The sequence below is a fragment of the Pseudomonas sp. ADPe genome, from assembly GCF_014843515.1.
GTDB lineage: Bacteria > Pseudomonadota > Gammaproteobacteria > Pseudomonadales > Pseudomonadaceae > Pseudomonas > Pseudomonas citronellolis.
The window spans coordinates 2,280,988-2,305,371 of sequence record NZ_CP062122.1 but is presented as its reverse complement, the minus strand read 5'-3'; the positions used below and the strand labels follow the sequence as shown (position 1 = coordinate 2,305,371).

At 68.1% G+C, this 24,384-nt stretch carries 24 protein-coding genes; 12 read left to right on the top strand and 12 right to left on the bottom strand.

All coding sequences use genetic code 11. The features are described 5' to 3' along the window. The first annotated feature begins 6 nt into the window (after nucleotides 1-6). Nucleotides 7-309 (top strand): hypothetical protein, encoded by a 303-nt coding sequence (locus IG194_RS10570; protein ID WP_058487657.1) that lies wholly within the window; start codon nucleotides 7-9, stop codon nucleotides 307-309. Between the two features lie 265 nt (nucleotides 310-574). Here IG194_RS10570 and IG194_RS10565 read toward each other — a convergent pair whose 3' ends face one another. The 6 genes from IG194_RS10565 to IG194_RS10540 all read right to left on the bottom strand — a co-directional run bounded on the left by IG194_RS10565 (nucleotide 575) and on the right by IG194_RS10540 (nucleotide 8,821). Beyond that, nucleotides 575-1,198 (bottom strand): glutathione S-transferase, encoded by a 624-nt coding sequence (locus tag IG194_RS10565; protein WP_058487656.1) that lies wholly within the window; start codon nucleotides 1,196-1,198, stop codon nucleotides 575-577. A gap of 12 nt (nucleotides 1,199-1,210) precedes the next feature. Next, on the bottom strand, nucleotides 1,211-2,167 hold the full coding sequence (locus IG194_RS10560; protein WP_058487655.1) for a hypothetical protein: 957 nt from the start codon (nucleotides 2,165-2,167) through the stop codon (nucleotides 1,211-1,213). 115 nt (nucleotides 2,168-2,282) lie between these two features. After that, nucleotides 2,283-4,691, bottom strand: a complete 2,409-nt coding sequence (locus IG194_RS10555) for a TonB-dependent siderophore receptor (protein WP_058487654.1) — start codon at nucleotides 4,689-4,691, stop codon at nucleotides 2,283-2,285. 304 nt (nucleotides 4,692-4,995) lie between these two features. Continuing rightward, complete coding sequence (locus IG194_RS10550; protein ID WP_058487653.1) at nucleotides 4,996-5,955, bottom strand: FecR family protein; 960 nt, start codon at nucleotides 5,953-5,955, stop codon at nucleotides 4,996-4,998. Next, on the bottom strand, nucleotides 5,952-6,470 hold the full coding sequence (locus IG194_RS10545) for an RNA polymerase sigma factor (protein ID WP_058487652.1): 519 nt from the start codon (nucleotides 6,468-6,470) through the stop codon (nucleotides 5,952-5,954). Before IG194_RS10545 ends, IG194_RS10550 begins: the two co-directional genes overlap by 4 nt. A 173-nt stretch (nucleotides 6,471-6,643) precedes the next feature. After that, nucleotides 6,644-8,821 (bottom strand): malate synthase G, encoded by a 2,178-nt coding sequence (locus tag IG194_RS10540; RefSeq protein WP_058487651.1) that lies wholly within the window; start codon nucleotides 8,819-8,821, stop codon nucleotides 6,644-6,646. A gap of 292 nt (nucleotides 8,822-9,113) precedes the next feature. On the opposite strand from IG194_RS10540, the gene IG194_RS10535 reads away from it, so the two are divergent. Together IG194_RS10535 and IG194_RS10530 are read left to right on the top strand one after the other, a co-directional pair. Continuing rightward, the gene (locus tag IG194_RS10535) at nucleotides 9,114-9,572 is read left to right on the top strand and encodes a GNAT family N-acetyltransferase (protein WP_009615473.1); all 459 of its coding nucleotides are present in this window, start codon (nucleotides 9,114-9,116) and stop codon (nucleotides 9,570-9,572) included. A 22-nt stretch (nucleotides 9,573-9,594) separates the two neighbouring features. After that, nucleotides 9,595-10,113, top strand: coding sequence for a glycine cleavage system protein R (locus tag IG194_RS10530; protein WP_009615475.1), 519 nt, complete (start codon nucleotides 9,595-9,597; stop codon nucleotides 10,111-10,113). Between the two features lie 628 nt (nucleotides 10,114-10,741). On the opposite strand, the gene rarD is transcribed toward IG194_RS10530, so the two are convergent. From rarD to IG194_RS10500, 6 genes are all read right to left on the bottom strand, one after another. Further along, nucleotides 10,742-11,626: an EamA family transporter RarD gene (rarD, locus tag IG194_RS10525; RefSeq protein ID WP_009615478.1), complete on the bottom strand. Its 885-nt coding sequence runs from the start codon at nucleotides 11,624-11,626 to the stop codon at nucleotides 10,742-10,744. A gap of 943 nt (nucleotides 11,627-12,569) precedes the next feature. Then, nucleotides 12,570-13,544, bottom strand: a complete 975-nt coding sequence (locus tag IG194_RS10520) for a serine/threonine protein kinase (protein ID WP_058487650.1) — start codon at nucleotides 13,542-13,544, stop codon at nucleotides 12,570-12,572. Between the two features lie 171 nt (nucleotides 13,545-13,715). Further along, nucleotides 13,716-14,162, bottom strand: coding sequence for a substrate-binding domain-containing protein (locus tag IG194_RS10515; protein ID WP_058487649.1), 447 nt, complete (start codon nucleotides 14,160-14,162; stop codon nucleotides 13,716-13,718). A gap of 79 nt (nucleotides 14,163-14,241) precedes the next feature. Next, nucleotides 14,242-15,009: a TOBE domain-containing protein gene (locus IG194_RS10510; protein WP_058487648.1), complete on the bottom strand. Its 768-nt coding sequence runs from the start codon at nucleotides 15,007-15,009 to the stop codon at nucleotides 14,242-14,244. An 88-nt stretch (nucleotides 15,010-15,097) separates the two neighbouring features. After that, on the bottom strand, nucleotides 15,098-15,796 hold the full coding sequence (locus tag IG194_RS10505; RefSeq protein ID WP_082996400.1) for a ComF family protein: 699 nt from the start codon (nucleotides 15,794-15,796) through the stop codon (nucleotides 15,098-15,100). Between the two features lie 52 nt (nucleotides 15,797-15,848). Beyond that, complete coding sequence (locus IG194_RS10500) at nucleotides 15,849-16,142, bottom strand: hypothetical protein (RefSeq protein ID WP_009615487.1); 294 nt, start codon at nucleotides 16,140-16,142, stop codon at nucleotides 15,849-15,851. Nucleotides 16,143-16,370: 228 nt separating this feature from the next. On the opposite strand from IG194_RS10500, the gene bioB reads away from it, so the two are divergent. The 9 genes from bioB (at nucleotide 16,371) to IG194_RS10455 (ending at nucleotide 24,319) form a co-directional block, all read left to right on the top strand. Next, the gene (bioB, locus tag IG194_RS10495; protein WP_043319184.1) at nucleotides 16,371-17,423 is read left to right on the top strand and encodes a biotin synthase BioB; all 1,053 of its coding nucleotides are present in this window, start codon (nucleotides 16,371-16,373) and stop codon (nucleotides 17,421-17,423) included. Nucleotides 17,424-17,511: 88 nt separating this feature from the next. Then, nucleotides 17,512-18,717 (top strand): 8-amino-7-oxononanoate synthase, encoded by a 1,206-nt coding sequence (gene bioF / locus IG194_RS10490; protein ID WP_058487646.1) that lies wholly within the window; start codon nucleotides 17,512-17,514, stop codon nucleotides 18,715-18,717. Beyond that, the gene (locus IG194_RS10485; protein ID WP_058487645.1) at nucleotides 18,710-19,435 is read left to right on the top strand and encodes an alpha/beta fold hydrolase; all 726 of its coding nucleotides are present in this window, start codon (nucleotides 18,710-18,712) and stop codon (nucleotides 19,433-19,435) included. Before bioF ends, IG194_RS10485 begins: the two co-directional genes overlap by 8 nt. Beyond that, complete coding sequence (gene bioC, locus IG194_RS10480) at nucleotides 19,428-20,234, top strand: malonyl-ACP O-methyltransferase BioC (protein ID WP_058487644.1); 807 nt, start codon at nucleotides 19,428-19,430, stop codon at nucleotides 20,232-20,234. The genes IG194_RS10485 and bioC overlap by 8 nt, the downstream gene beginning before the upstream one ends. Nucleotides 20,235-20,384: 150 nt before the next feature. Beyond that, nucleotides 20,385-21,074 carry a dethiobiotin synthase gene (gene bioD / locus IG194_RS10475; protein ID WP_009615494.1) on the top strand — a complete coding sequence of 230 codons (690 nt, stop codon included), beginning with the start codon at nucleotides 20,385-20,387 and terminating at the stop codon, nucleotides 21,072-21,074. 66 nt (nucleotides 21,075-21,140) lie between these two features. Continuing rightward, nucleotides 21,141-21,368: a hypothetical protein gene (locus IG194_RS10470; protein ID WP_009615495.1), complete on the top strand. Its 228-nt coding sequence runs from the start codon at nucleotides 21,141-21,143 to the stop codon at nucleotides 21,366-21,368. Between the two features lie 304 nt (nucleotides 21,369-21,672). Further along, nucleotides 21,673-23,478, top strand: a complete 1,806-nt coding sequence (locus IG194_RS10465) for a phenylacyl-CoA dehydrogenase (protein WP_058487643.1) — start codon at nucleotides 21,673-21,675, stop codon at nucleotides 23,476-23,478. A gap of 222 nt (nucleotides 23,479-23,700) precedes the next feature. Then, nucleotides 23,701-24,006, top strand: coding sequence for a type II toxin-antitoxin system RelE/ParE family toxin (locus IG194_RS10460; protein ID WP_197674184.1), 306 nt, complete (start codon nucleotides 23,701-23,703; stop codon nucleotides 24,004-24,006). Next, complete coding sequence (locus tag IG194_RS10455) at nucleotides 23,999-24,319, top strand: helix-turn-helix domain-containing protein (protein ID WP_043269347.1); 321 nt, start codon at nucleotides 23,999-24,001, stop codon at nucleotides 24,317-24,319. Before IG194_RS10460 ends, IG194_RS10455 begins: the two co-directional genes overlap by 8 nt. The last annotated feature ends 65 nt before the right edge of the window (nucleotides 24,320-24,384 follow it).

Genomic DNA, 24,384 nt, shown 5'->3' with positions numbered 1-24,384 from the left:
GCCACCATGCACCTGCTGACACGTTTCACCCTGTGCCTGGCCAGCGGCCTGCTGCTGAGCGTGATGGCCCTGCCGCTGCTGATGTTCGTCGGCCACTTCGAGCTGATCGCCTGGCTCGCCGCCAGCGGCAAGCCGCTGGCCTGGCTGGCGCTGCACCTGCCGCCGGCGGATTTCTGGGACGGCCTCACCGGCGCCCGGGACGCGGCGAACAATCCCCATGTGCGTTCCTTCCTGGAACTGTGCGCGGGCTTCGCCCAGCTCGGCCTGCTGCTGGCGCTGCCGCTGTACTACTGGGGCGCGCGGCGATGAGCGCCTGGCGCGGGTTGCGCGAGGAGCGCCAGGCCGGCCGGCGCTTGGCGCGGCAGATCGCGGTGCTGGTGCTGCGGGTGCGCGGGGAAGGGTTCGCGAGCAAGGCTGGACCCGCTCTTCGTAGGATGGGTTGAGCTTGCGAAACCCATGCGGTCTGGTGATGGGTATCGCTTCGCTCAACGCCATCCTACGAGGGGCTGCCGTAGGCTTTTCGTAGGGCGAATAACGCGCCAGCGTTATCCGCCGTCGACGCCGCGCCGCTCCGTCAGACCGGCTGCGTGGCCTGCAGGGACGGGCGCTGGGCGGCCTCGGCGTACCAGGCCGCGAGCTTCGGGTACTGCTCGCGCCAGGCCCAGTCGGGGCGGCGGAAGTCGAGGTAGCCCAGGGCGCAGGCCAGGCCGATGGCGACTATGTCGAAGCGCTCGTTCAGCGCCGCGAAGGCCTCGCCCTCGAAGTGCGCCAGGGCGCGTTCGATCTTCTGCTGCTGGCCTTGCAGCCAGCCATCCCAGCGCTTCTCCTCGGGGCGCACGAAGGTTTCGTAGCGGCTGATCACGGCGGCGTCCATGATTGCGTCGGCCAGCGCGGCGAGGGTCAGGCGCCGCCAGCGCTGCGGGCCTTCGCGGGGGATCAGCGGTGCGCCGGCGTGCTGCTGGTCGAGGTATTCGACTATCACCCGGCTGTCGTACAGGGCCTGGCCGTCGGCCAGGCGCAGGCAGGGGATCTTTCCCGCCGGGTTGCAGGCGTTGACGCCGTTGTCCGGACTCACCGGGCTGAGGTTGGCGGCTTGCAGGCGCACCTTGTCGAGCTGGCCGGTCTCGTGCAGCAGCACCATGACCTTGCGCACGAAGGGCGAGGCGGGGGCGTGGAACAGGGTGAGTGTGAGGCTCATGGAATCTCCTGGTTACTCGCGGATGACCAGCAGGCGGTCGCTGCCGGCGTCGGCGCCCCAGACCTCGCCGGGGCGGCCGCTGAGCTGGCTGACGCGGGCCTCGGCCTGGTCGCTGGGGTAGGCGGTGAATTTCTCGCTCTGCGGGTCGAAGCGCAGCACGGCGTCGCCGCCCAGGTCGCTGAGCCACACGCGGTCCATGGCATCGACGTAGAGCGCGCCGGGCTGCGGATGGTCGCCCGGCAGGCGCCAGCTCTTCCACTTGCCGTCGCTGGGGTCGAAGCGGCCGAGCCGGCCGCTGCCGGCCTCGCTCACCCACAGCCGGCCGATGGAGTCGGCGCCCAGTTGCTGCGGCCGGCCGCCCTGTTCGGGCAGCGGGAAGCGGGTGACGGCCTGGCCGAGGGGGTCGATGCGGTTGATGCTGTCGTCGTCGGCGGAGGCGTACCAGACCTGGCCGTCGGGCGTTACCGCCAGGCCCTGGGCGCCCTTGCCGCCGGGCGTGGCCCAGACTTCGAGCTTGCGCGTGGCGGGGTCGATGCGGCCGTAGAAGCCCTTCGCGCCGGTGAACCAGATGTCGTGGTCGTCATCGAACACCAGGCTGTCCAGGCCGGCGTCGGCGGCTTCCTTGGGCAGCGGCACCACCTCGCTGCCGAGGCGGTCCGGGTCGACGCGGACCAGGGCGTTGAGGCCGCTGTCGGCGATCCAGGCCTCGCCGTCCGGGCCAGCCAGCACGGCGCGCGGCACCGAGCCCTTGCCCAGGCTGACCTGCTCGTCCTGCCCGCTTTGCGGGTCGAAGCGGCCCAGCGAGCCGTTGCCCTCGGCGACGTACCACAGCCGGCCATCGTCGAGCATGGCCACGGCCTGGGGCGCGGCGCCCTTGGTCAGGGGGTAGTACTGCGGGTCGGCGGCGTGGGCGACGCAGCTCAGCAGAAGGCCGAGCAGGGCGGGCAGGAATCGCGGGCTTTGCGGCATTGGGGAGGCTCCCGGGCGTGGCCGTTGGAAGGCGCACTGTAGCGCGCCACGCGCCGGGAGGCGAACGGCGCGCGGGGAACGCGCCGTGTGGGGTGGCCGCCGTGGCGGCCGGAGGTCAGAACTTGTAGTCGAGGCTGGCGACCACGTTGCGGCGGTCGCCGTAGTAGCAGTAGAAGCCGTCGCAGGTGGAGATGTATTCCTTGTCGAAGACGTTGTTCGCGTTCACCGCCACGCTCAGCCCTTTCAGGCTGTTGTCCACGCGTCCGAGGTCATAGTGCACCGCGGCGTCGTACAGGGTGTAGGAGCCGGTGTGGCCGTCCGACTTGTCGCGCACGTAGGCCATGCTGCCGATGGCGATGTTGTCGGTCTCGCCCACGTAGCGGGTGCCGAAGCTGATGCCGAAGCCGTCGAGCAGGCCTTCGTGCCAGGTGTAGTCGGCCCACAGCGAGGCCTGGTTCTCCGGCGTCAGCGGCAGCGGACGGTTCTTGTCCAGCGGGTCGGCGACCTTGGTCATCTTGCTGTTGGAGTAGGTGTAGGCGGCGGTCACCTTGAGGTTGTCGGTGACGTTGCCGACGGCTTCCAGTTCGAGGCCGCGCACCTGCGCCTCGCCCACCGGGTTGCTGCGGCCCAGGGAGTCGGAGAGCACGATGTTCTGCCGCTTCAGGTCGTAGACGGCGGCGCTGAGCAGCAGGTCGCGGCCGGGCGGCTGGTACTTGATGCCCAGTTCGTACTGCTTGCCGGTGCTCGGTTCGAAGGCCATGCCGTTGTTGCCGCCGGCCTCGGTCTGGAACGACTCGGCGTAGGAGATGTAGGGCGCCAGGCCGTTGTCGAACACGTAGCTGAGCGCCGCGTTGCCGCTGAACTGGCTGTCGCGGCGGGTGTCGGTGGCGCCGCCGGCGTTGTAGAACTTCGAGCCGGTGTGGGCCCAGTCATGGCGGCCGCCGAGGGTCAGGCGCCAGTTGTCCAGGGACATCTGGTCCTGGGCGTAGAGGCCGGTGTCGCGCATCTTCTGGTTGTAGTCGTTGTACGCGGTGTAGCTGACGTTGCTGAAATCCTGGCCGTAGATCGGCTGCTTGATGTTGCTGCTCGGCGCGCTGCCGTACAGCCACTGGTAGTTGGTGTTGGCGCGCTGGTGGTCGAGACCCAGCAGCAGGGTGTGCTTGACCGGGCCGGTGGCGAAGTCGGCCTGGAAGTTGTTGTCGATGGCGAACTGGCTGATGTCTTCGTTGACCACGTTGGCACCGCGCGCCACGGTGCCGTCGTCGCTCACCGCGGTGGCCCAGCCGCCGGCGGTGATGCCCTGGAACGACAGGTCGCTCTTGGTGTAGCGCAGGTTCTGGCGGAATTGCCAGACGTCGTTGAAGCGGTGCTCGAAGGCGTAACCCAGGGCGTAGTACGTTTTGTCGTAGAACTCCCAGTCCGGGTCGCCCAGGTTCTCGTGGTACTTCACCTTGCCGGCCGGGGTCGACAGCTTTGTGCCCTGCAGCGGCAGGAACTGGCTGGTGATGCCGGTATCGTCGCGGTTGAACTGCGAGAGGAAGGTCAGGCGGGTGTCTTCGTCGAAGTTCCAGGTCACGCTGGGCGCGATGTTGTAGCGCTTGCTGTCGACGTGCTCGACCTGGGTGTTGCTGTCGCGCACCACGCCGCTGACGCGGTAGAGCATCTTGCCCTGGTCGTCGATCTTGCCGGTGCTGTCGAAGGAAATCTGCTTGTGCTCGTAGCTGCCGACCTGCAGCTGCACTTCATGGCTGCTTTCTTCCTGCGGGCGGCGGCTGACCATGTCCAGCAGGCCACCGGGCGGGGTCTGGCCGTACAGCGAGGAGGCCGGGCCGCGCAGCAGGGCGACGCGCTCCAGGTCCCAGGTTTCCAGCTTGGGCATGGTGTAGGAACCCTTGGGCAGCGGCAGGCCGTCGAGGAACTGGGTGGGCTCGAAGCCGCGCACCTTCAGCCATTCGGCGCGGGTGTCGCTGCCGTAGCTGCTGGCGATCACGCCGGGCATGTAGCGCACCGCGTCGTCGAGGTTCTGCACGTTGCGGTCCTGCATCTGCTCGCGGGTGGCCACGGAAATCGACTTGGGCGTCTCGAGGATCGAACTGTCGGTCTTGGTGCCGGCGCGGGTGCGGGTGGCGAGGTAGCCCACGGCCGGGCCGTCCGGGTCTTCCTGCACGGCGCTCACGGTGGTGGCGCCCATGGCCAGGGTGTCCTTGGGCAGCGGGCGCACGCTGTAGCTGCCGGATGCGTTCTCCACCAGCTCCAGGCCGGTGCCTTCCAGCGCCTGGCGCAGCGCGCCGAGGCCGTCGAAGCGGCCCTGCACGGCATGGGCGCTGCGGCCGTTGGCCAGGGCCGGGTCGATGCTCAGGCTGATGCCGGCTTGCGCGGCGATGCGGTTGAGGGTGCTGGCCAGCGGGGCGGCGGGCAACTGGTAGTCGCGCATGGCATCGGCTGCGACGCAAGCCAGCGGGCTGGCGAGAAGGATGGCGGCGGCCAGCAGGTGCGGGCGGAAGGCCATGGTGGGGGACGGCATCGGGGATTCACTCCTGGATGTGAATATGTCTCGTTCGCCTCATTGCCGGACGACAATCGGAAAGTGATAGGGCTGTGCGGAAAAAAATTTCGCGGGGCCTGTTTCCGGACCGCCCGGCCGCGCGTAGGGGCGGATTCCATCCGCGATCCGGCTACCAGGTCGGCGCCATGCCTTGTAGCGGCATGGCAGGAGAAACACGAACGTAGGATGGGTGGAGCGAAGCGATACCCATCGCCATGGCCGCATGGGTTTCGCCAAGGCTCAACCCATCCTACGAAGAGCGTTTCGCGCGGCTGGCAGGGGCTCAGCCGCGCGGCACCACCTTCGCCCACCAACCGCCGTGCCGCTCGATGCGCACTGGCAGGCTCGGCGGCAGCGAATCCAGGGCCAGGTCGGTGTCGCGCAGGGAGAAGCTGCCGCTGATGCGCAGGTCGGCCAGCGCCGGGTCCAGGCCCAGGTAGCCGCTGCGGTACTGGCCGAGTTTCTCCAGCAGGTCGGCCAGCCGCATGTTGTCGGCCACCAGCATGCCGTGGGTCCAGGCGTCGGCGGTGGCGCTGTTGGCCTCCAGCGGGCCCAGGCCGTCGGCGCGCAGCAGCACGTGGCGGCCCTGGGGGACGACGGTTTCGTCGCGGCCCCGCTCGGGCTTGGCCGCCACCGCCGACTGCAACACGCTGAGCAGGGTGCCGTCGGCCTGGCGTTCCACCAGGAAGCGGGTGCCCAGGGCGCGCAGGCGGCCGTCGCGGGTTTCGACGATGAATGGGCGGCTGTCGCCGTGGGCGGTCTGCACCATGATTTCGCCGCTGAGCAGGACGATGCGCCGCTCGCTGGCGTCGAAACGGATGTCCAGGGCGGTGCGGCTGTCCAGTTGCACCAGGGTGTCGTCGGGCAGGCGCAGTTCGCGCAGCTCGCCGGTGCCGGTGACCACGTCGGCCAGGGCGTAGCGCAGCGGCAGGTAGCGGTTGCCCACGCCCAGCGCCAGCACCCCGGCCAGCAGCAGCGACAGGCCGGTGCCGGCCAGCCGGCGCAGCTTGCGCCGCGATTCGCCCGGCGCGCGCAACAAGGCGCTGCGCGCCGCGGGGCCGGCGGCCGCGCTCAGGTTGCGGTCGAGCATGCCCAGCTGGCGCCAGGCGCGGGCGTGTTCACTGTGGGCGGCGTGCCAGTGGGCGAAGGCGGCTTCGTCCTCGGCATGGGCCTCGCCCGAACCCAGGCGCAACTGCCAGGCGATGGCCTCGTCGAGGATGCGGACCGAGACCGGGCCCTTCATGTCGGCTCGCCGTACAGGGCGATGTAGCACTGGCGCAGGCCCTGGGCGATGTACTGGCGCACCCGCGGCACCGACACGCCCAGGCGCTCGGCGATCTCGGCGTGGCCCAGGCCATCCAGGCGGTTGAGCAGGAAGGCGCTGCGCGCGCGGCTGGACAGCTTGCCCAGCAGGCGGTCGATCTCGCGCAGGTCGGCGAGGATGAGGAACTGCTGCTCCACCGAGGGCTGTTCGGCCTCGGGCAACTGCAGCAGCTCGTCGAGGTAGGCCTGCTCCAGCGCCTGGCGGCGCCAATGGTCGACCAGCAGGCCCTTGGCCACGGTCACCAGGAAGGCCCGCGGCTCGCGCAGGCTGGGCAGCTCGCGGCGGCCGAGGATGCGCACGAAGGTGTCCTGGCCGAGGTCCTCGGCGCGCTGCGGGCAGCCGACGCTGCGATTGAGCCAGGCGAGCAGCCAGTCGCGGTGGTCGCGGTAGAGCGCGCCTACGAATTCACCATTGCCAGTCTGGACTGCCGACACCTTTGCTCCCCCACCCCCGATTCGGAATGAACGACAAAACGATAACTATTCGCAAATGATCGCAAAGTGCAAGCAGCCTGCGCAATCGGCGCCTGTCGGTTTTCGGGAAAAAGGCGGGCCGGAAATGAAAAAACCGCCCCGAAGGGCGGTTTTTCAGCTTACGCAGGCGCGAATCAGAGGCCGTTTTTCGCCTTGAATTCGCGACGACGGCGGTGCAGCACCGGCTCGGTGTAGCCGTTGGGCTGTTTGGTGCCTTCGACCACCAGTTCCAGCGCAGCCTGGAAGGCCACGTTGTCGTCGAAGTTCGGCGCCATCGGGCGGTACAGCGGGTCGTTGGCGTTTTGCCGGTCGACCACCGCGGCCATGCGCTTGAGGCTCTCGACCACCTGCTCCTCGGTGATCACGCCGTGGCGCAGCCAGTTGGCCAGCAGCTGGCTGGAGATGCGCAGGGTGGCGCGGTCTTCCATCAGGCCGACGTCGTTGATGTCCGGCACCTTGGAGCAGCCGACGCCCTGGTCGATCCAGCGCACCACGTAGCCGAGGATGCCCTGGGCGTTGTTGTCGATCTCGTTCTTGATCTCTTCCGCGCTCCAGTTGGTGTTGGGCGCCAGCGGAATGCTCAGGATGTCGTCGACCGAGGCCGGCGCGCGCTTGGCCAGTTCGGCCTGGCGGGCGAACACGTCGACCTTGTGGTAGTGCAGGGCGTGCAGGGTGGCCGCGGTGGGCGAGGGCACCCAGGCGGTGTTGGCGCCGGCCAGCGGGTGGGCGATCTTCTGCTCGAGCATGGCGGCCATCAGGTCAGGCATGGCCCACATGCCCTTGCCGATCTGCGCCTTGCCCTGCAGGCCGGTGGCCAGGCCGACGTCGACGTTGTTGTTCTCGTAGGCGCCGATCCACTTCTCGGTCTTCATGGCTCCCTTGCGCACCACGGCGCCGGCTTCCATGGAGGTGTGGATTTCGTCGCCGGTGCGGTCGAGGAAGCCGGTGTTGATGAACACCACGCGCTCGCGGGCTTCCTTGATGCAGGCCTTGAGGTTGATGGTGGTGCGGCGTTCCTCGTCCATGATGCCGACCTTCAGGGTGTTGCGCGGCAGGCCCAGCACGTCTTCGACCCGGCCGAACAGCTCGTTGGTGAAGGCGACTTCTTCCGGACCGTGCATCTTCGGCTTGACGATGTACACGCTGCCGGTGCGGGTGTTCTTGCGGGTGGTGTTGCCGTTGAGGTTGTGCACCGCGATCAGGCTGGTGAACAGGCCGTCCTGGATGCCCTCGGGCACCTCGTTGCCGTTCTTGTCGAGAATGGCGTCGTTGGTCATCAGGTGACCGACGTTGCGCACGAACAGCAGGGAGCGGCCGTGCAGGGTCAGCTCGGAGCCGTCGGCCTTGGTGTAGACGCGGTCCGGGTTCATGGTGCGGGTGAAGGTGGTGCCGCCCTTGCTGACTTCTTCGGCGAGGTCGCCCTTCATCAGGCCCAGCCAGTTGCGGTAGATGACCACCTTGTCGTCGGCGTCGACCGCGGCGACCGAGTCCTCGCAGTCCATGATGGTGGTCAGCGCGGCCTCCATCAGCACGTCCTTCACGCCGGCGGCGTCGGTCTGGCCGATGGGGCTGGCGGGGTCGATCTGGATCTCGAAGTGCAGGCCGTTGTGCTTGAGCAGCACGGCTTGCGGCTTGGCCGCCTCGCCCTGGAAGGCGATGAACTGGGCGGCGTTCTTCAGGCCGCTCCGGCTGCCGTTCTTCAGGGCGACGACCAGCGCGCCGTTGTTCACGCTGTAGGCGGTGGCGTCCACGTGGCTGCCGGATTCCAGCGGCGCGGCTTCGTCGAGGAAGGCGCGGGCGAAGGCGATGACCTTGTCGCCGCGGACCTTGTTGTAGCCCTTGCCCTTCTCGGCGCCGTTCTCTTCGCTGATGGCGTCGGTGCCGTACAGCGCGTCGTACAGCGAGCCCCAGCGGGCGTTGGAGGCGTTCAGGGCGAAGCGCGCGTTCATCACCGGCACCACCAGCTGCGGGCCGGCCATGTGGGCGATTTCTTCGTCGACGTTCTGGGTGCTGGCCTGGAAGTCTTCGGCTTCGGGCAGCAGGTAGCCGATCTCCTGCAGGAAGGCCTTGTAGGCCGCGGCGTCATGAGCCTGGCCGGCGCGGGCCTGGTGCCAGCCATCGATCTTGGCCTGCAGCTCGTCGCGCTTGGCGAGCAGGGCCTTGTTCTTCGGGGCCAGGTCGTTGACCACGGCCTCCACGCCTGCCCAGAACTTGCCGGCGTCTACGCCGGTACCGGGGATGGCTTCGTCGTTGACGAAGTCGAACAGGACTTTGGCGACCTGCAGGCCACCGACTTGAACGCGTTCAGTCATTGCTTGCCTCACTCTGCTCAGGACCAGCTCGGAACCCAGGCAAGACGCCTTGTAGTCCGAGCCGCGGAATACTACATGATGCCGTGGGAAAAATCAGTGGGCTTGCGTCGCGGTTAGACCAAAGAACGCATCTCAGTCACGTAGCAGCAATAATGTTCGCAAAAAACTGGTGGATTGTTCCAGATAAATCTGAAAACAGTACACGATTTATTCGGCGAGGAACCTGCGACGCCCCGTCGCAGCTGGCTCCGCGCCGCGGCCTATACTCAGGCTTCACCCTCGGAGGATCACCATGCCCATCGCCCGCGCCACCCTTGCCGACCTTGACGACCTGGTACCGCTGTTCGCCGGCTACCTGGACTTCTACGAAGTGCCGGCGCCCCCGGCGGACATCCGCGACTTTCTCGGCCAGCGCCTGGAGCGCCACGAGTCGGTGGTCTACCTGGCGCGCAGCATCGACGGCGTGGGCCTGGGCTTCGTCCAGTTGTACCCCTTCTTCGCCTCCCTGGCACTACGCCCGGCATGGCTGCTCAGCGACCTCTACGTGATCCCCGCGGCGCGCCGCGACGGCTATGGCGAGGCGCTGATGAACGCCGCCCGCGCCCACGCCGAGGCCAGCGGCGCCTGCGGCCTGCAGCTGGAAACGGCGAAGGACAACCGCAACGCCCAGGGCCTCTACGAGCGCCTGGGCTACCAGCGTGACGAACGTTTCTACACCTACTGGCTGGACCTGGGCCAGGCCCGGGGCTGACGCATCGACGCAGGAGGCTGCCATGAATCATCTCGTGCTCACCATCATCGCCCAGGACCAGCCGGGGCTGGTGGAACGCATCGCCCAATGCATCGCCGGCCACGGCGGCAACTGGCTGGAGAGCCGCATGTCGCGCATGGCCGGGCAGTTCGCCGGGATCCTGCGGGTGGCGGTGCCGGCCGAAGGCTACGACGAACTGGTGGAAGGCCTGCAGGAGCTGGGCGAGCACGGCATCCGTGTGCTGCTGGCCGACAGCGGCATCGAGCCCTCCTGCAACTGGAAGCCGATCCACCTCGACCTGGTGGGCAACGACCGCCCGGGCATCGTCCGCGACATCACTCGCCTGCTGGCCGAACACGGCGTCAACCTGGAGCGGCTGACCACCGAGGTGCTGCCGGCGCCCATGAGCGGTGAGCCGCTGTTCCACGCCGACGCGGTGCTGGCGGTGCCGCTGACGTTGCCGCTGGAGCAGTTGCAGCAGCACCTGGAGGCTCTGGCCGACGATCTCATGGTGGATCTGAATTTCCACAAGGAGGACTGATGCACAGGTAAAAGGCCTCCGGCCTGTGCATAAGTCTGTTGAGGAAATGTGCGTGAAGCGCTGCGAGGCCCGCCAGGCAGTGCTTTGTAGCGCAACGCTCGGCTGTGAACAGCCTGCCCGGCGTTGCCCACAGTTGCCGTGGGTTGTCCTGTTGGCGGGCTGTGGATGGATGGCTACAGGCTGTGTCATACGTGGCCTTCGGCGGACCGATCAGAAAATGATCCGCGCATGGGACGGGTTGCATGGGCGGCGGTTTATCCACGTCTTTGCACAAAAACCGTGGGTCGCGCTGTGGGCAACTGCTGTATGCCTGGCTACAGGTGGCGTGGATGCTGGGTTTGCGGGAAGTGATCAAAAATGCGCCAGGGCCGTCGCAGCCCTGCACAGAAACCCGGGAAAGCCCTGTGGAAAACCCCTGGGTAGATTGCCAGGGGCCTTTATCAGCGAGCCTTACAGGCGTTTGTACGAGTTCTGAGCAGCCATTCTCGCCGCCGTTACGGTGCTCCGGTCGTGCGGCGGCGCTGTGGGGTTATCCCCGGCAGCGCTGGATGAAGCTGTGGAAAAGTTTCGGATACCTGGCTGCAGGCCCTGCCCGTCGGGGGCCTGCAGCTGGTCGCTCAGGAAGTGATCAGGCGCGCCGCAGGCGGTACCAGATGTCCACGCTGTACACCACCAGCGCCAGCCAGATGCAGCCGAAGGCCACCAGGCGGGTGGAGTCCAGGTGTTCGCCGAACAGCAGGACGGCCTGCAGCAGCACCAGGGTCGGCGCGATGTACTGCAGGAAGCCCAGGGTCGCGTAGGGCAGGTGGCGCGCCGCGGCGTTGAAGCACACCAGCGGCACCAGGGTGATGGGGCCGGCGGCGGCCAGCCAGAGCGCCTGCGGGGTGGTCCAGAAGGCCAGGTGGGCGCTGGGGCCGTCGGCGAACAGCAGCAGCCAGCCCAGGGCCAGCGGCAGCAGCATCCAGGTTTCCACCACCAGGCCGGGCAGGGCGTCCACCGGCGCCTGCTTGCGGATCAGCCCGTAGAAGCCGAAGGTCAGCGCCAGCACCAGCGACACCCAGGGCAGGCTGCCCAGCTGCCAGACCTGCTGGGCCACGCCCAGGGCCGCCAGGCCCACGGCCACCCATTGCAGCGGGCGCAGGCGCTCGCGCAGCACCACTAGGCCGAGCAGCACGTTGATCAGCGGGTTGATGTAGTAGCCCAGGCTGGCTTCGAGCATGTGCCCGTTGTTCACCGCCCAGACGTAGACCAGCCAGTTGCTGGCGATCAGCACCCCGCTGGCGCCGAGCACGGCCAGGCGCCGCGGGTTGTCCAGCAGCTCGCGCCACCAGCCGGGGTGCTTCCACACCAGCAGCAGGGCGGCGCCGAACAGCGCCGACCAGATGGCCCGGTGGGTGATGATTTCCAGGGCGGGAATGCTTTCCAGCAGTTTGAAGTAGACCGGGAAGAGTCCCCAGATGACATAGGCGGTCAGGCCCAGGGCATAGCCCCGGCGGGGATTGGCGGTGGCCATCGGACGTCCTTGCGGCAGAAGAAAAGAGTGGCCGCGCCATTCTAGGGGGCGCGGCCGATGTTGTCTGTGCGTTCAGTTTCTGCCGGGCGTAACGGCGGACGTTACGCCGCGGCCAAACCGCGGGAACCTAGAAAACAACGTAAGCGGGCCCTGCCCGCGGTTTCGCGCGCAGGGCGCGCTCCTACAGGGGAATGGCATCGGCGCTCGGGCTTTCCCCTCACCCCAGCCCTCTCCCGGAGGGAGAGGGAGCCAGTCCGTGCCGGGAGGAGGCCTGGTTTCAGCCGGCGATCCCTGTGCCAGCCGGCTAACGCCGAAACACCCGTGTACTCCGAACGGTCCCCTCTCCCGGAGGGAGAGGGAGCCAGTCCGTGCCGGGAGGAGGCCTGGTTTCAGCCGGTGAGCCCTGTGCTAGCCGGCTAACGCCGAAACACCCATGTACTCCGAACAGTCCCCTCTCCCGGAGGGAGAGGGAGCCAGTCCGTGCCGGGAGGAGGCCTGGTTTCAGCCGGCGATCCCTGTGCCAGCCGGCTAACGCCGAAACACCCATGTATTCCGAACGGTCCCTCTCCCGGAGGGAGAGGGAGCCAGTCCGTGCCGGTAGGAGGCCTGGTTTCAGCCGGCGATCCCTGTGCCAGCCGGCCGACGCCGAAACACCCATGTACTCCGAACGGACCCCTCTCCCGGAGGGAGAGGGAGCCAGTCCGTGCCGGGAGGAGGCCTGGTTTCAGCCGGCGATCCCTGTGCTAGCCGGCTAACGCCGAAATACCCGTGTACTCCGAACGGTCCCCTCTCCCTCCGGGAGAGGGTTAGGGTGAGGGGGCCGCAGGCCTGCTCGCTCGATTCCGTGCCCCTATGCGTTCCGTGAGGCACGGCGTTTCCCCCGCACAAACGGGCCCGCGAATCGCGCGCAGGGCGCGCTCCTGCATGGGCACGATTGGATGGCTCAGAACAACCGCAGCGGCTCCTCGTCCAGCGCCGCCAGCTGCTCGCGCAGCACCAGCACCTGCTCGCCCCAGTAGCGCTCGCTGCCGAACCAGGGGAAGCTCGGCGGGAACGCCGGGTCGTCCCAACGCCGCGCCAGCCAGGCGCTGTAGTGCATCAGGCGCAGGGTGCGCAGGCCCTCGATCAGCGGCAGTTCGCGCGGGTCGAAGTCGTGGAACTCCTGGTAGCCGTCGATAAGCTCGGAGAGCTGCAGCAGGCGCTCCTGGCGCTCGCCGGCCAGCATCATCCACAGGTCCTGCACCGCCGGGCCCATGCGGCAGTCGTCGAGGTCGACCATGTGGTAGACCTCGTCGCGGCACAGCAGGTTGCCCGGGTGCAGGTCGCCGTGCAGGCGGATGGAGGTGTAGCGGTTGTCGGCGAACAGGGCGTCCAGGCGCTTGAGCAGGTCGCGGGCCACCGATTCGTACGCCGGCAGCAGGCTCTTGGGCACGAAGTTGCCTTCCAGCAGGGTGGCCAGGGATTCATGGCCGAAGTTATCCACAGTCAGTTGCTCGCGGTGCTGGAAGGGGCGGACGGCGCCCACCGCGTGCAGGCGGCCGAGCAACTGGCCGAGTCGGTAAAGCTGATCCAGGTTGCCCGGTTCCGGCGCGCGGCCGCCGCGGCGCGGGAACAGGGCGAAGCGGAAGCCGGCGAACTCGAACAGGCTTTCGCCGTCGCGTACCAGCGGCGCCACCACCGGCACCTCGCATTCGGCCAGCTCGGCGGAGAAGGCATGTTCCTCGCGGATGGCCGCGTCGCTCCAGCGTCCGGGGCGGTAGAACTTGGCCACCAGCGGCTCGCTGTCCTCGATGCCCACCTGGTAGACGCGGTTCTCGTAGCTGTTGAGCGCCAGCACCCGGGCGTCGCTGAGGTAGCCCAGGCTTTCCACCGCGTCGAGGACCAGGTCGGGCGTAAGGGCGGAGAAGGGATGGGACATGGCTGCGATCCAGGGCAGTGAACAGGCCCCTAGTCTACGCACACCGCCACGGGATTGCTGGCCCCTGCGCCATTACGCCTGGGGAGGCTCTGGCGAAACCCATGGGGTCATGGTGATGGGTATCGCTTCGCTCAACGCCATCCTACGTGGGGTTCTCCTGCGGGGCCGGCGTTAGTTGCCGCAGGCGCTGAACTGGAAGCCGGCCTTTGCCAGCGCCTCGGGATGTGCCTTCAGGTAGCTGAAGAAACGCTCCGCCAGCTCGCGCCGCGGGCCTTCCACCAGCACCTGGTAGTACTGCGGTTGCGGGGCGCAGGCATAGGGCAGCGGCGCTTCGCCGCGGCCCCGGGTGTGCAGCGCCTGCACGCTGTGCGCGCCGTCGTCGGCGAAGAACAGGTCGAAGGCCATGCCCTGGCCGATGTCGCGGGCCAGCTCGGCGCTGTCGCCCTCGATCAGCAGGACCTTGTTGCCGGTCTGCAACTGGTACTGGTCGGCCAGCGCCTCCAGGGCCGCCATCGGCTGATGGCCGCTGGCCACGCGCAGCACGTCGGGAGTGGCCTGGCCGAGCGACGGCAGCAGGGCGCTGCACGCCAGCAGCAGGGAGATCAGGAAGCGGCGCATGGGCGGGGGGCTCCGGCAGTGGAATGGCCTATTGGAACCCCACGGCCGGCGCCGGCCCTTGATTCAAGGCAGGCTTCGCTCAGACCGGCGTGCCGAGGATCACCTGGGCCGGGGAGAATTGCGTGCGCACCCGGCTGCCGGCGGCCAGGCGCAGGATGTCGATGCGTTCCTGATCCACCAGGGCGCAGAGCATCTGCCCGCCGGGCAACTGGATGCGCACTTCGCTGGGGCCGTCGCCGGCCTCGCGGATGTCCTCGATGCGCCCCTCCAGGGCATTGAGCCCGGCCGGGCATTCGATCTGCGGCAGGTCGACGTAGAGCCAGCCGGCCTTCATCAGCGCGATCACCGGCAGGCCTTCGCGCAGCTCCAGTTTCTCGGTGCTTTCGCGGGTAATGCGTGCGTGGATGCGCGCGCCGCCGGGCAGGTCGACGCCGATCAGGTCGTTCAGGCCCGCCGGCTCGATGCTGCAGACGCGCCCGTGCAACTGGTTGCGCGCGCTGGTGCGCAGCATCAGACGGCCGATCAGCTCCAGGTCCTCGCCGTCTTCCTCGATGCTTTCGAGCATGCGCTCGCGCAGTTCCTCCAGGCGCTGGTACAGCGCCAGCAGGCGTTCGCCGGCCGGCGTCAGGCGCGCGCCGCCGCCGCCCTTGCCGCCGACGCTGCGTTCCACCAGCGGGCGCTCGGCGAGGTTGTTCAGCTCGTCCACCGCATCCCAGGCGGTCTTGTAGCTCATGCCGGCGGCCTTGGCGGCCTGGGTGATGGAGCCCTGCGCGGCGATCTGCGCGAGCAGGGCGATGCGTTGCGGGCGGCGGGTGACGTGCTGGGTGAGAAGGCTGAGGCTGGTCATCGTTTTCGTTGTTGTGTTCGCGATAGGGCGAGGCTGGTAGCTGCGCCGGCAAAAGGCAAGTGGAATCCGTCGGCTGCCGGCGCCGGGCTCAGCCCGGCTTCGGCGTGCGGGCCAGGCAATAGACGTCCACCCGCGCGGCGCCGGCACGTCGCAGCAGTTGCGCCAGGGCCGTGGCGGTGGCGCCAGTGGTCAGCACGTCGTCCACCAGCGCCAGGTGCAGGCCGCGCAGGGCCGCGCCGTCGTCCAGGGCGAAGGCCTGGCGCAGGTTGCGCTTTCGCTCGGCCTTGTCCAGGCCCTGTTGCGCCGGGGTGTCGCGCACCCGGCGCAGCGGCTGGCGCCAGGGCAGGCCGAGGTCCGCGGCCAGGCGCCGGGCCAGCAGCTCGGCCTGGTTGAAGCCGCGCTGGCGCTGCCGGCGCGGGGCCAGGGGCACCGGCAGGAGCAGGTCGGGCAGCGGCAACCCCTCGGCGAAGGCGTGGCGCAGGTGGCGCCCCAGCAACTGGCCGAGCAGCCGGCCCAGGGGCCGGTCGGCCTGGTGCTTGAAGCGGGTGATGGCGCCGTCCAGCGGGAAGGCGTAGCGCCAGGGCGCCAGCACCTGCTCGAAGGGCGGCGGCCGGCGCAGGCATTCGCCGCAGGTCAGGCCGTGCTCCGGCAGCGGCAGGGCGCAGGTGTTGCAGTGGCCGCCCAGCCAGGGCAGGTCGGCGTCGCAGCCGGCGCACAGCGCCAGGCCGGTATCGGCCGGGCCGCCGCAGAACAGGCAGTCCGGCCGCAGAACGAAAAGCTCGCGCAGGCGGGCGAAGGTGAGCAGGGTGGCGTCCTCCGGGTGAGGCCCCGGCGGACGCTCAGTGGATCAGCCAGCTCATCACGATCAGGCCGAGCACGGTGAGCAGGATGCCGCCGAAGAAGGAGCGCCGGACGAAGGCGCGGATGCCACTGTAGAGCAGCAACAGGCCGAGGAAGAGTAGGACGAAGCTGAAGATCGACACGTCCATTCCGATGGCCCGGGCCAGGCCGTGGAGGAACTGGTCCATGGCCGCCCAGATGGCGCCCAGCAGGCCGGAAAGGAGGTCGACGACGAAGCGGATCGCCTTGCCGAGGGTCTGGCCGAGCCAGTCGAAAGTGCCTTCTGTTTCCATGAGCTCGCGGGATTCCTTCGAGTGCCTGTGCTGTTGGAGTGGCGTTCTGCCCCCAGGTTCACGGCGCATGAATGATTGTTCAAATAATAGTCACTTGTCGACTTGTGACTTCAACTTGGTTGACAGCGACCAAGGCTTACATATCATGCCTCCAAAGCCTGAACCGTCGCGCCCTGCCGTGGCGGCCGAGAACAACGAGGCGTCAGCCCGCGTCCGAAGGAATTCCCCATGAGTGCAACCGCCTCCATCGCCACCCGCCACGACTGGACCCTCGCCGAAGTGACGGCGCTCTTCGAGCAGCCCTTCAACGACCTCCTGTTCCAGGCGCAGACGGTGCACCGCGCGCACTTCGACCCGAACCGCGTGCAGGTCTCGACCCTGCTGTCGATCAAGACCGGCGCCTGCCCGGAAGACTGCAAGTACTGCCCGCAGTCCGGCCACTACAACACCGGCCTGGACAAGCAGAAGCTGATGGAAGTGCAGAAGGTGCTGGAAGCGGCCGCCGAGGCCAAGGCCATCGGCTCCACCCGCTTCTGCATGGGCGCCGCCTGGAAGCACCCCTCGGCCAAGGACATGCCCTACGTGCTGGAAATGGTGAAGGGCGTGAAGAAGCTCGGCCTGGAAACCTGCATGACTCTCGGCAAGCTGACCCAGGAGCAGACCCAGGCCCTGGCCGAGGCCGGGCTGGACTACTACAACCACAACCTCGACACCTCGCCGGAGTTCTACGGCAACATCATCACCACCCGCACCTACGGCGAGCGCCTGCAGACCCTGGCCTACGTGCGCGAGGCGGGGATGAAGATCTGCTCCGGCGGCATCCTCGGCATGGGCGAGTCGGTGGCCGACCGCGCCGGCCTGCTGATCCAGCTGGCCAACCTGCCGGAGCACCCGGAGTCGGTGCCGATCAACATGCTGGTCAAGGTCAAGGGCACCCCGCTGGCCGAGGAGAAGGACGTCGATCCCTTCGACTTCATCCGCACCCTGGCCGTGGCCCGGATCATGATGCCGAAGTCCCACGTGCGCCTGTCCGCCGGCCGCGAGCAGATGAACGAGCAGATGCAGGCCCTGGCCTTCATGGCCGGCGCCAACTCGATCTTCTACGGCGAGAAGCTGCTGACCACCCGCAACCCGCAGGCCGACAAGGACATGCAACTGTTCGCCCGCCTGGGCATCAAGCCCGAGGAGCGCGAGGAGCACGCCGACGAAGTGCACCAGGCCGCCATCGAGCAGGCCCTGGTCGAGCAGCGCGATTCGCAGTTGTTCTATTCGGCCGTCTGACGACGGCAAGCTGGAAGCTTGAAGCCGGAAGCTTGAAGTAGCCGGTCCGGGCTTCTAGCTTTCAGCTTCTCGCTTCGAGCTTCCTGCCATGTCCTTCGATCTCTCCCCCCGCCTCGCCCAGCGCCAGGCGGACGATCTCTACCGCCAGCGGCCGTTGCTGGAGTCGCCGCAGGGCCCGCTGGTGCGGGTCGACGGCCGGCCGATGCTGGCCTTCTGTTCCAACGACTACCTGGGCCTGGCCAACCATCCCGAGGTGATAGCCGCGCTGCGCACCGGCGCCGAGCGCTGGGGCGTGGGCGGTGGCGCCTCGCACCTGGTCAATGGCCATTGCGGCCCGCACCACGAGCTGGAACTGGCTCTGGCCGAATTTACCGGGCGGCCGCGCGCGCTGCTGTTTTCCACCGGCTACATGGCCAACCTGGGCGCGGTGACCGCGCTGCTGGGCAAGGGCGATACCGTGCTGGAAGACCGCCTCAACCATGCTTCGCTGCTGGACGCCGGGCTGCTCAGCGGCGCGCGCTTCTCGCGCTACCTGCACAATGACGCGGCCAGCCTGGCGCAGCGCATGGGCAAGGCCGAGGGCAACACCCTGGTGGTCACCGACGGCGTGTTCAGCATGGACGGCGACCTCGCCGAGCTGCCTGCGCTGTGCGCCGAAGCCAAGCGCCACGGCGCCTGGGTGATGGTCGACGACGCCCACGGCTTCGGCCCGCTGGGCGCCAATGGCGGCGGCATTGTCGAACACTTCGGCCTGGGCCTGGACGACGTGCCGGTGCTGGTCGGGACGTTGGGCAAGGCCTTCGGCACCGCCGGCGCTTTCGTCGCCGGCAGCGAGGAACTGGTGGAGACGCTGATCCAGTTCGCCCGCCCGTACATCTACACCACCAGCCAGCCGCCGGCGCTGGCCTGCGCCACGCTGAAGAGCCTGGAACTGCTGCGCGCCGAGAGCTGGCGCCGCGAGCACCTGGGCAGGCTGATCGCGCGCTTCCGCCGTGGCGCCGAGGCCATCGGCCTGACGCTGATGGACAGCTTCACGCCGATCCAGCCGATCCTCATCGGCGGCAGCCGCCAGGCCATGGCGCTGTCGGCCGCGCTGCGCGACCACGGCATCCTGGTCGGCGCCATCCGCCCGCCCACCGTGCCGGCCGGCAGCGCGCGCCTGCGCGTGACCTTCAGCGCCAGCCACAGCGAGGAGCAGGTCGACCGCCTGCTCGAAGCCCTGGAGCAGAGCTGGCGCCAGGTCTCCACCAGCCTGCTGGCGGAACTCGATGCCGAGGAGGGCGAGGATGCGTGACCAACTGATACTGCTGCCCGGCTGGGGCCTGGGCAGCGCGCCCCTGGAGCCGCTGCGCGACGCGCTGCTGGAGCAGGCGCCGCACCTGCACGTGCACATCGAGCCGTTGCCGCGCGAGGCCGACCCGGCGCTATGGCTGGACGAACTGGACGACGAGCTGCCCGAGGGCAGCTGGCTGGCCGGCTGGTCCCTGGGCGGCATGCTCGCCGCCGAGCTGGTCGCGCGCCGCGGCGAGGCCTGCCGCGGGCTGATCACCCTGGCCGCCAATGCCAGCTTCCGCCAGCTCGACGACTGGCCGCAGGCCATGCCCAACAGCGTCTTCGAGGACTTCTTCGAAGCCTTCCTGCTGGAGCCGGAACTGACGCGCAAGCGCTTCACCCTGCTGGTCAGCCAGGGCGCCCGCGACGCCCGCACCCTGGCGCGGCAGCTGCAGGTGGCGCTGCCGGCGCTGGAGACCGGGGCGCTGAGCGCCGGCCTGCAACTCCTGGGGCGCCTGGACACCCGCGCGGCGCTGGAGCGCTACGACGGCCCGCAGCTGCACCTGTTCGCCGGCAACGACGCGCTGGTCCCGGCCGGCGCCGCCGATGCGCTGCTGGGCTGGTTGCCGGACGTGGAAGTGAACACCATCGCCGGCGCCAGCCACGGCCTGCCGCTGGAGCGCCCGGACGAGGTGGCCGCGGCCATCCTGGCTTTCATCCACGAGGGCGACGATGTCTGATCCCCTGGGCGGCGCGCTGCCGGACAAGCGCCAGGTCGCCGCTTCCTTCTCCCGTGCGGCCGCCACCTACGATGCGGTGGCCGAACTGCAGCGCGGCGTCGGCGACAGCCTGCTGGCGCGCCTGCCGGCCGAGCTGGCGGTGCGTCGCTGGCTCGACCTGGGTTGCGGCACCGGGCACTTCAGCCGTGCCTTGGCCCAGCGCTTTGCCGAAGCCGAAGGCCTGGCGGTGGACATCGCCGAAGGCATGCTGCGCCATGCCCGCGAGCACGGCGGCGCGCAGCATTTCATCGGTGGCGACGCCGAGCGCCTGCCGCTGCGCGGCGAATGCTGCGACCTGCTGTTCTCCAGCCTGGTCATCCAGTGGTGCGCCGACCTGCCGGCGGTGCTCGGCGAGGCGCGCCGGGTGCTGCGCGAGGGCGGCGTGTTCGCCTTCAGCAGCCTGTGCATCGGCACCCTCGGCGAGCTGCGCGCCAGCTGGCAGGCGGTGGACGGCTTCGTCCACGTCAACCGCTTCCGCGCCTTCGCCGACTACCAGGCGCAATGCGCGGCCAGCGGGCTGGAAGTGCTGCAGCTGTCCACCGAAGACCGCGTGCTGCACTTCCCCGATCTGCGCAGCCTGACCCACGAACTCAAGGCCCTGGGCGCCCACAACCTCAACCCCGGCCGCCCCGGCGGGCTCACCGGGCGGGCGAGGGTGCGGGCGCTGATCGAGGCCTACGAACGCTTCCGCCAGCCCGAGGGGCTGCCGGCGACTTATAGGGTGGTCCACGCCATCCTGCGCAAACCCATCTCTTCGTAGGAGGGGACTCCGGCAAACACGACGCCCGTAGGATGGGTTGAGCGAAGCGATACCCATCACCGCCACCGCATGGGTTTCGCAAGCTCAACCCATCCTACGAAAGCCCCTCGGCGCAGCCGGCACCTACACGTATAGCCCTTGAGGAACCCCATGCCACACGCGTTTTTCATCACCGGCACCGACACCGAAATCGGCAAGACCACCATCGCCGCCGGCCTGCTGCACGCCGCGCGCATGGCCGGGATGTCCACCGCCGCCGCCAAGCCGGTGGCCTCCGGCTGTGAGCGCCGTCCCGAGGGCCTGCGCAACGGCGACGCCCTGGCCCTGCTGGGCGAGTGCAGCCTGCCGCTGGCCTACGAGGAGGTGAACCCCTTCGCCTTCGAACCGGCCATCGCCCCGCACCTGGCGGCCCGCGAAGTCGGCGTGGCGCTGAACGTGGACACCCTGGCCGGGCCGGTGCGCCACGTGCTGGCGCGTGGCGCCGACTTCACCCTGGTGGAAGGCGCCGGCGGCTGGCGCGTGCCCCTGGCCGGCGAAGAGAGCCTGTCGGACCTGGCCATCCGCCTCGACCTGCCGGTGATCCTGGTGGTGGGCGTGCGCCTGGGCTGCATCAACCATGCGGTGCTCAGCGCCGAGGCCATCCTGCGCGACGGCCTGCCGCTGGCCGGCTGGGTGGCGAACATCGTCGACCCCAGGACCTCGCGCCTGGAAGAGAACCTGGCGACCCTCGCCGAACGTCTGCCGGCGCCCTGCATCGGCCGCGTGCCGCACCTGGCCGCGCCGACGCCCATGGCAGTGGCCGCGCACCTGGACCTGGGCATTCTCGATCTTCCGGACTGATGGCCTTTGAATATCATCGGCGATCCTGTTTGAATAGGCGGCAGGTTCCAGCGAGGAAGATCGACCATGGAAATCTCCGGTAACGCATTCAGTACCGGTCTGCAGGGGCTGCAGCGCGGCCTGCAGCAGGTCGACCGTGCCGCCGCCCAGGTGGCCGCGCAGCCCGTGGCCAAGGACGACATCGCCCGGCCCGTGGTGGACATGGAAATGAGCAAGTACGCCGCCCTGGCGTCCAGCCGCGTCCTGCAGACCGCCGACGAAACCCTCGGGACGCTGATCGACATCAGCGTCTGACGCTTTTCCTCCCTTCAGAATTTCCTCTCAGCAGCTTCGGATAGTCGTCTGTCGACGGCCTGCGGCTGGGCTTTACTTATCCCTATCGATACCCGCGAATGCAGCGCTCTGGCCCGTGCCCTTGCGCGTGACCGGGCGGTCGGTTTGCGCGCTTGACAAGGGTAGGGCGTAAACGTATGTTTCAAACGCCTGTTTGAGAGTCGAGGCGCGCGGCGCATCGGCTGGGCGGCCGGGAACGCTCCCGTACAGCGACCGCAAGCACCGGTCGCCCATTAACCAGAACCCTTCGTAGAGGTTTACCGCTATGCCTGATTACAAGGCCCCCTTGCGTGATATCCGTTTCGTTCGCGACGAGCTGCTGGGCTACGAAGCGCACTACCAGAACCTGCCGGGCGCCCAGGACGCCACGCCGGACATGGTCAATGCCATCCTCGAAGAGGGTGCCAAGTTCTGCGAACAGGTGATCGCCCCGCTGAACCGCGTCGGCGACCAGGAAGGTTGCACTTGGAGCCCCGAGGGCGTGAAGACCCCCAGCGGCTTCAAAGAGGCCTACCAGCAATTCGTCGAAGGCGGCTGGCCGAGCCTGGCCCATGACGTCGAGCACGGCGGCCAGGGCCTGCCGGAATCCCTGGGCATGGCCATCAGCGAAATGATCGGCCAGGCCAACTGGTCCTGGGGCATGTACCCGGGCCTGTCCCACGGCGCCATGAACACCCTGCACGCCCACGGCACCCCGGAGCAGCAGGCCACCTACCTGACCAAGCTGGTGTCCGGCGAGTGGACCGGCACCATGTGCCTGACCGAGCCGCACTGCGGCACCGACCTGGGCATGCTGCGCACCAAGGCCGAGCCCCAGGCCGACGGCACCTACAAGGTCACCGGCACCAAGATCTTCATTTCCGCCGGCGAACACGACATGGCCGACAACATCGTCCACATCGTGCTGGCCCGCCTGCCCGACGCCCCGCAGGGCACCAAGGGCATCTCGCTGTTCATCGTGCCGAAGTTCCTGCCCAACGCAGAAGGCGGCGTAGGCGAGCGCAACGCCGTTTCCTGCGGCTCCATCGAGCACAAGATGGGCATCCACGGCAACGCCACCTGCGTGATGAACTTCGACGCCGCCACCGGCTTCCTGATCGGCCCGCCGAACAAGGGCCTGAACTGCATGTTCACCTTCATGAACACCGCTCGCCTGGGCACCGCGCTGCAAGGCCTGGCCCACGCCGAGATCGGTTTCCAGGGGGGCATCGCCTACGCCCGCGAGCGTCTGCAGATGCGTTCGCTGACCGGCCCGAAAGCCCCGGAAAAGGCCGCCGACCCGATCATCGTGCACCCGGACGTGCGCCGCATGCTGCTGACCGCCAAGGCGTTCGCCGAAGGCAACCGCGCCATGCTGTACTTCGCCGCCAAGCAGGTCGACATCGTCCAGCGCAGCCAGGACGAAGAGCAGAAGAAAGCCGCTGACGCGATGCTGGCCTTCCTCACCCCGATCGCCAAGGCGTTCATGACCGAAGTCGGCTTCGAAGCGGCCAACCACGGTGTGCAGATCTACGGCGGCCACGGCTTCATCGCCGAGCACGGCATGGAGCAGAACGTCCGCGACAGCCGCATCTCCATGCTGTACGAAGGCACCACCGGCGTTCAGGCGCTGGACCTGCTGGGCCGCAAGGTGCTGATGACCCAGGGCGAGGCGCTCAAGGGCTTCACCAGGATCGTGCACAAGTTCTGCCAGGCCAACGAAGGCAACGAAGCCGTCAAGGAATTCGTCGCCCCGCTGGCCGCGCTGAACAAGGAGTGGGGCGAGCTGACCATGAAGGTCGGCATGGCCGCCATGAAGGACCGCGAGGAAGTCGGTGCCGCTTCGGTGGACTACCTGATGTTCTCCGGCTACGCCTGCCTGGCCTACTTCTGGGCCGACATGGCGCGCCTGGCTGCCGAGAAACTGGCGGCCGGCACCAGCGAGGAGGGCTTCTACAAGGCCAAGCTGCAGACTGCGCGCTTCTACTTCCAGCGCATCCTGCCGCGTACCCGCGCTCACGTCGCCGCCATGCTGTCCGGCGCCAGCAACCTGATGGACATGGCCGAGGAAGATTTCTCCCTCGGTTACTGATCCTGCCGCTGCCGTCAGCCCGCTGCATGGCGGGTTGCTCAGAAAGCACCCTGCGAGCCCAGTGCTCGCAGGGTGTTTTCGTTTCCACGCCTGCACTTCTTGGCGCATGGCTTGATCGCTATACCAATATAGGTATAGAGTCGTCCGGCCATTCACAAGGAAGCCGAGCCATCAGTGAAGTCGTTGATCTGGATGGGCAGCAGCAAGAGGGATCTTCTGGATATGCCTGACGATGTCCAAGATGTGTTCGGCTTTGCCCTGCACCAGGCGCAGGAAGGTGGCAAGCATCCCCAGACCAAGCCGATGAAAGGCTTCTCGGGGGCCGGCGTGCTGGAGGTTGTCGAAGACCATGATGGCGACACCTATCGAGCGGTCTACACAGTGAAATTTGCAAGGGCGGTCTATGCTCTGCACTGCTTCCAGAAGAAATCGACCAAGGGCATAGAGACTCCGCAGCACGACCTGGAGCTGATCAGGAAAAGGCTGAAGGATGCGCAAGCCCATGCGAAGAGCGTAGAGAATGATTGAGTTCGAAGAAGGCAGCGGCAACGTCTATGCCGACCTCGGCAGGGCCGATGCAGGCGAGATGCAGGTCAAGGCCAGGCTGGCATCCAAGATCGGCAGCATCATCAAGGCCCGCCACTTGACCCAGACCCAGGCGGCGGAAATCCTCGGGCTCCCTCAACCCAAGGTTTCCGACATGTTGCGTGGGAAATTCAGAGGCATCAGCGAGGCCAAGATGATCGACTGCCTGGCCCGGCTCGGACGTGACGTGCAGATCGTGGTCAAGGCCGCACCCCGCTCACGCCGTGAGGGCCGGGTGGAAGTAGTCTTCGCCTGATCGAGCCCGCCCTCCGGCGGGCTTTTTCGTGTGTGGCCGCAGTGTCGGCCAGGCGCCGGTTATGG

What these genes read in the sequence shown, in the direction of transcription:
- IG194_RS10570 (WP_058487657.1), top strand. Translation starts at nt 7, where the DNA reads ATGCACCTGCTGACACGTTTCACCCTGTGCCTGGCCAGCGGCCTGCTG.
- IG194_RS10565 (WP_058487656.1), bottom strand. Translation starts at nt 1,198, where the DNA reads ATGAGCCTCACACTCACCCTGTTCCACGCCCCCGCCTCGCCCTTCGTG.
- IG194_RS10560 (WP_058487655.1), bottom strand. Translation starts at nt 2,167, where the DNA reads ATGCCGCAAAGCCCGCGATTCCTGCCCGCCCTGCTCGGCCTTCTGCTG.
- IG194_RS10555 (WP_058487654.1), bottom strand. Translation starts at nt 4,691, where the DNA reads ATGCCGTCCCCCACCATGGCCTTCCGCCCGCACCTGCTGGCCGCCGCC.
- IG194_RS10550 (WP_058487653.1), bottom strand. Translation starts at nt 5,955, where the DNA reads ATGAAGGGCCCGGTCTCGGTCCGCATCCTCGACGAGGCCATCGCCTGG.
- IG194_RS10540 (WP_058487651.1), bottom strand. Translation starts at nt 8,821, where the DNA reads ATGACTGAACGCGTTCAAGTCGGTGGCCTGCAGGTCGCCAAAGTCCTG.
- IG194_RS10535 (WP_009615473.1), top strand. Translation starts at nt 9,114, where the DNA reads ATGCCCATCGCCCGCGCCACCCTTGCCGACCTTGACGACCTGGTACCG.
- IG194_RS10530 (WP_009615475.1), top strand. Translation starts at nt 9,595, where the DNA reads ATGAATCATCTCGTGCTCACCATCATCGCCCAGGACCAGCCGGGGCTG.
- rarD (WP_009615478.1), bottom strand. Translation starts at nt 11,626, where the DNA reads ATGGCCACCGCCAATCCCCGCCGGGGCTATGCCCTGGGCCTGACCGCC.
- IG194_RS10520 (WP_058487650.1), bottom strand. Translation starts at nt 13,544, where the DNA reads ATGTCCCATCCCTTCTCCGCCCTTACGCCCGACCTGGTCCTCGACGCG.
- IG194_RS10515 (WP_058487649.1), bottom strand. Translation starts at nt 14,162, where the DNA reads ATGCGCCGCTTCCTGATCTCCCTGCTGCTGGCGTGCAGCGCCCTGCTG.
- IG194_RS10510 (WP_058487648.1), bottom strand. Translation starts at nt 15,009, where the DNA reads ATGACCAGCCTCAGCCTTCTCACCCAGCACGTCACCCGCCGCCCGCAA.
- IG194_RS10500 (WP_009615487.1), bottom strand. Translation starts at nt 16,142, where the DNA reads ATGGAAACAGAAGGCACTTTCGACTGGCTCGGCCAGACCCTCGGCAAG.
- bioB (WP_043319184.1), top strand. Translation starts at nt 16,371, where the DNA reads ATGAGTGCAACCGCCTCCATCGCCACCCGCCACGACTGGACCCTCGCC.
- bioF (WP_058487646.1), top strand. Translation starts at nt 17,512, where the DNA reads ATGTCCTTCGATCTCTCCCCCCGCCTCGCCCAGCGCCAGGCGGACGAT.
- IG194_RS10485 (WP_058487645.1), top strand. Translation starts at nt 18,710, where the DNA reads ATGCGTGACCAACTGATACTGCTGCCCGGCTGGGGCCTGGGCAGCGCG.
- bioC (WP_058487644.1), top strand. Translation starts at nt 19,428, where the DNA reads ATGTCTGATCCCCTGGGCGGCGCGCTGCCGGACAAGCGCCAGGTCGCC.
- bioD (WP_009615494.1), top strand. Translation starts at nt 20,385, where the DNA reads ATGCCACACGCGTTTTTCATCACCGGCACCGACACCGAAATCGGCAAG.
- IG194_RS10470 (WP_009615495.1), top strand. Translation starts at nt 21,141, where the DNA reads ATGGAAATCTCCGGTAACGCATTCAGTACCGGTCTGCAGGGGCTGCAG.
- IG194_RS10465 (WP_058487643.1), top strand. Translation starts at nt 21,673, where the DNA reads ATGCCTGATTACAAGGCCCCCTTGCGTGATATCCGTTTCGTTCGCGAC.
- IG194_RS10460 (WP_197674184.1), top strand. Translation starts at nt 23,701, where the DNA reads ATGCCTGACGATGTCCAAGATGTGTTCGGCTTTGCCCTGCACCAGGCG.
- IG194_RS10455 (WP_043269347.1), top strand. Translation starts at nt 23,999, where the DNA reads ATGATTGAGTTCGAAGAAGGCAGCGGCAACGTCTATGCCGACCTCGGC.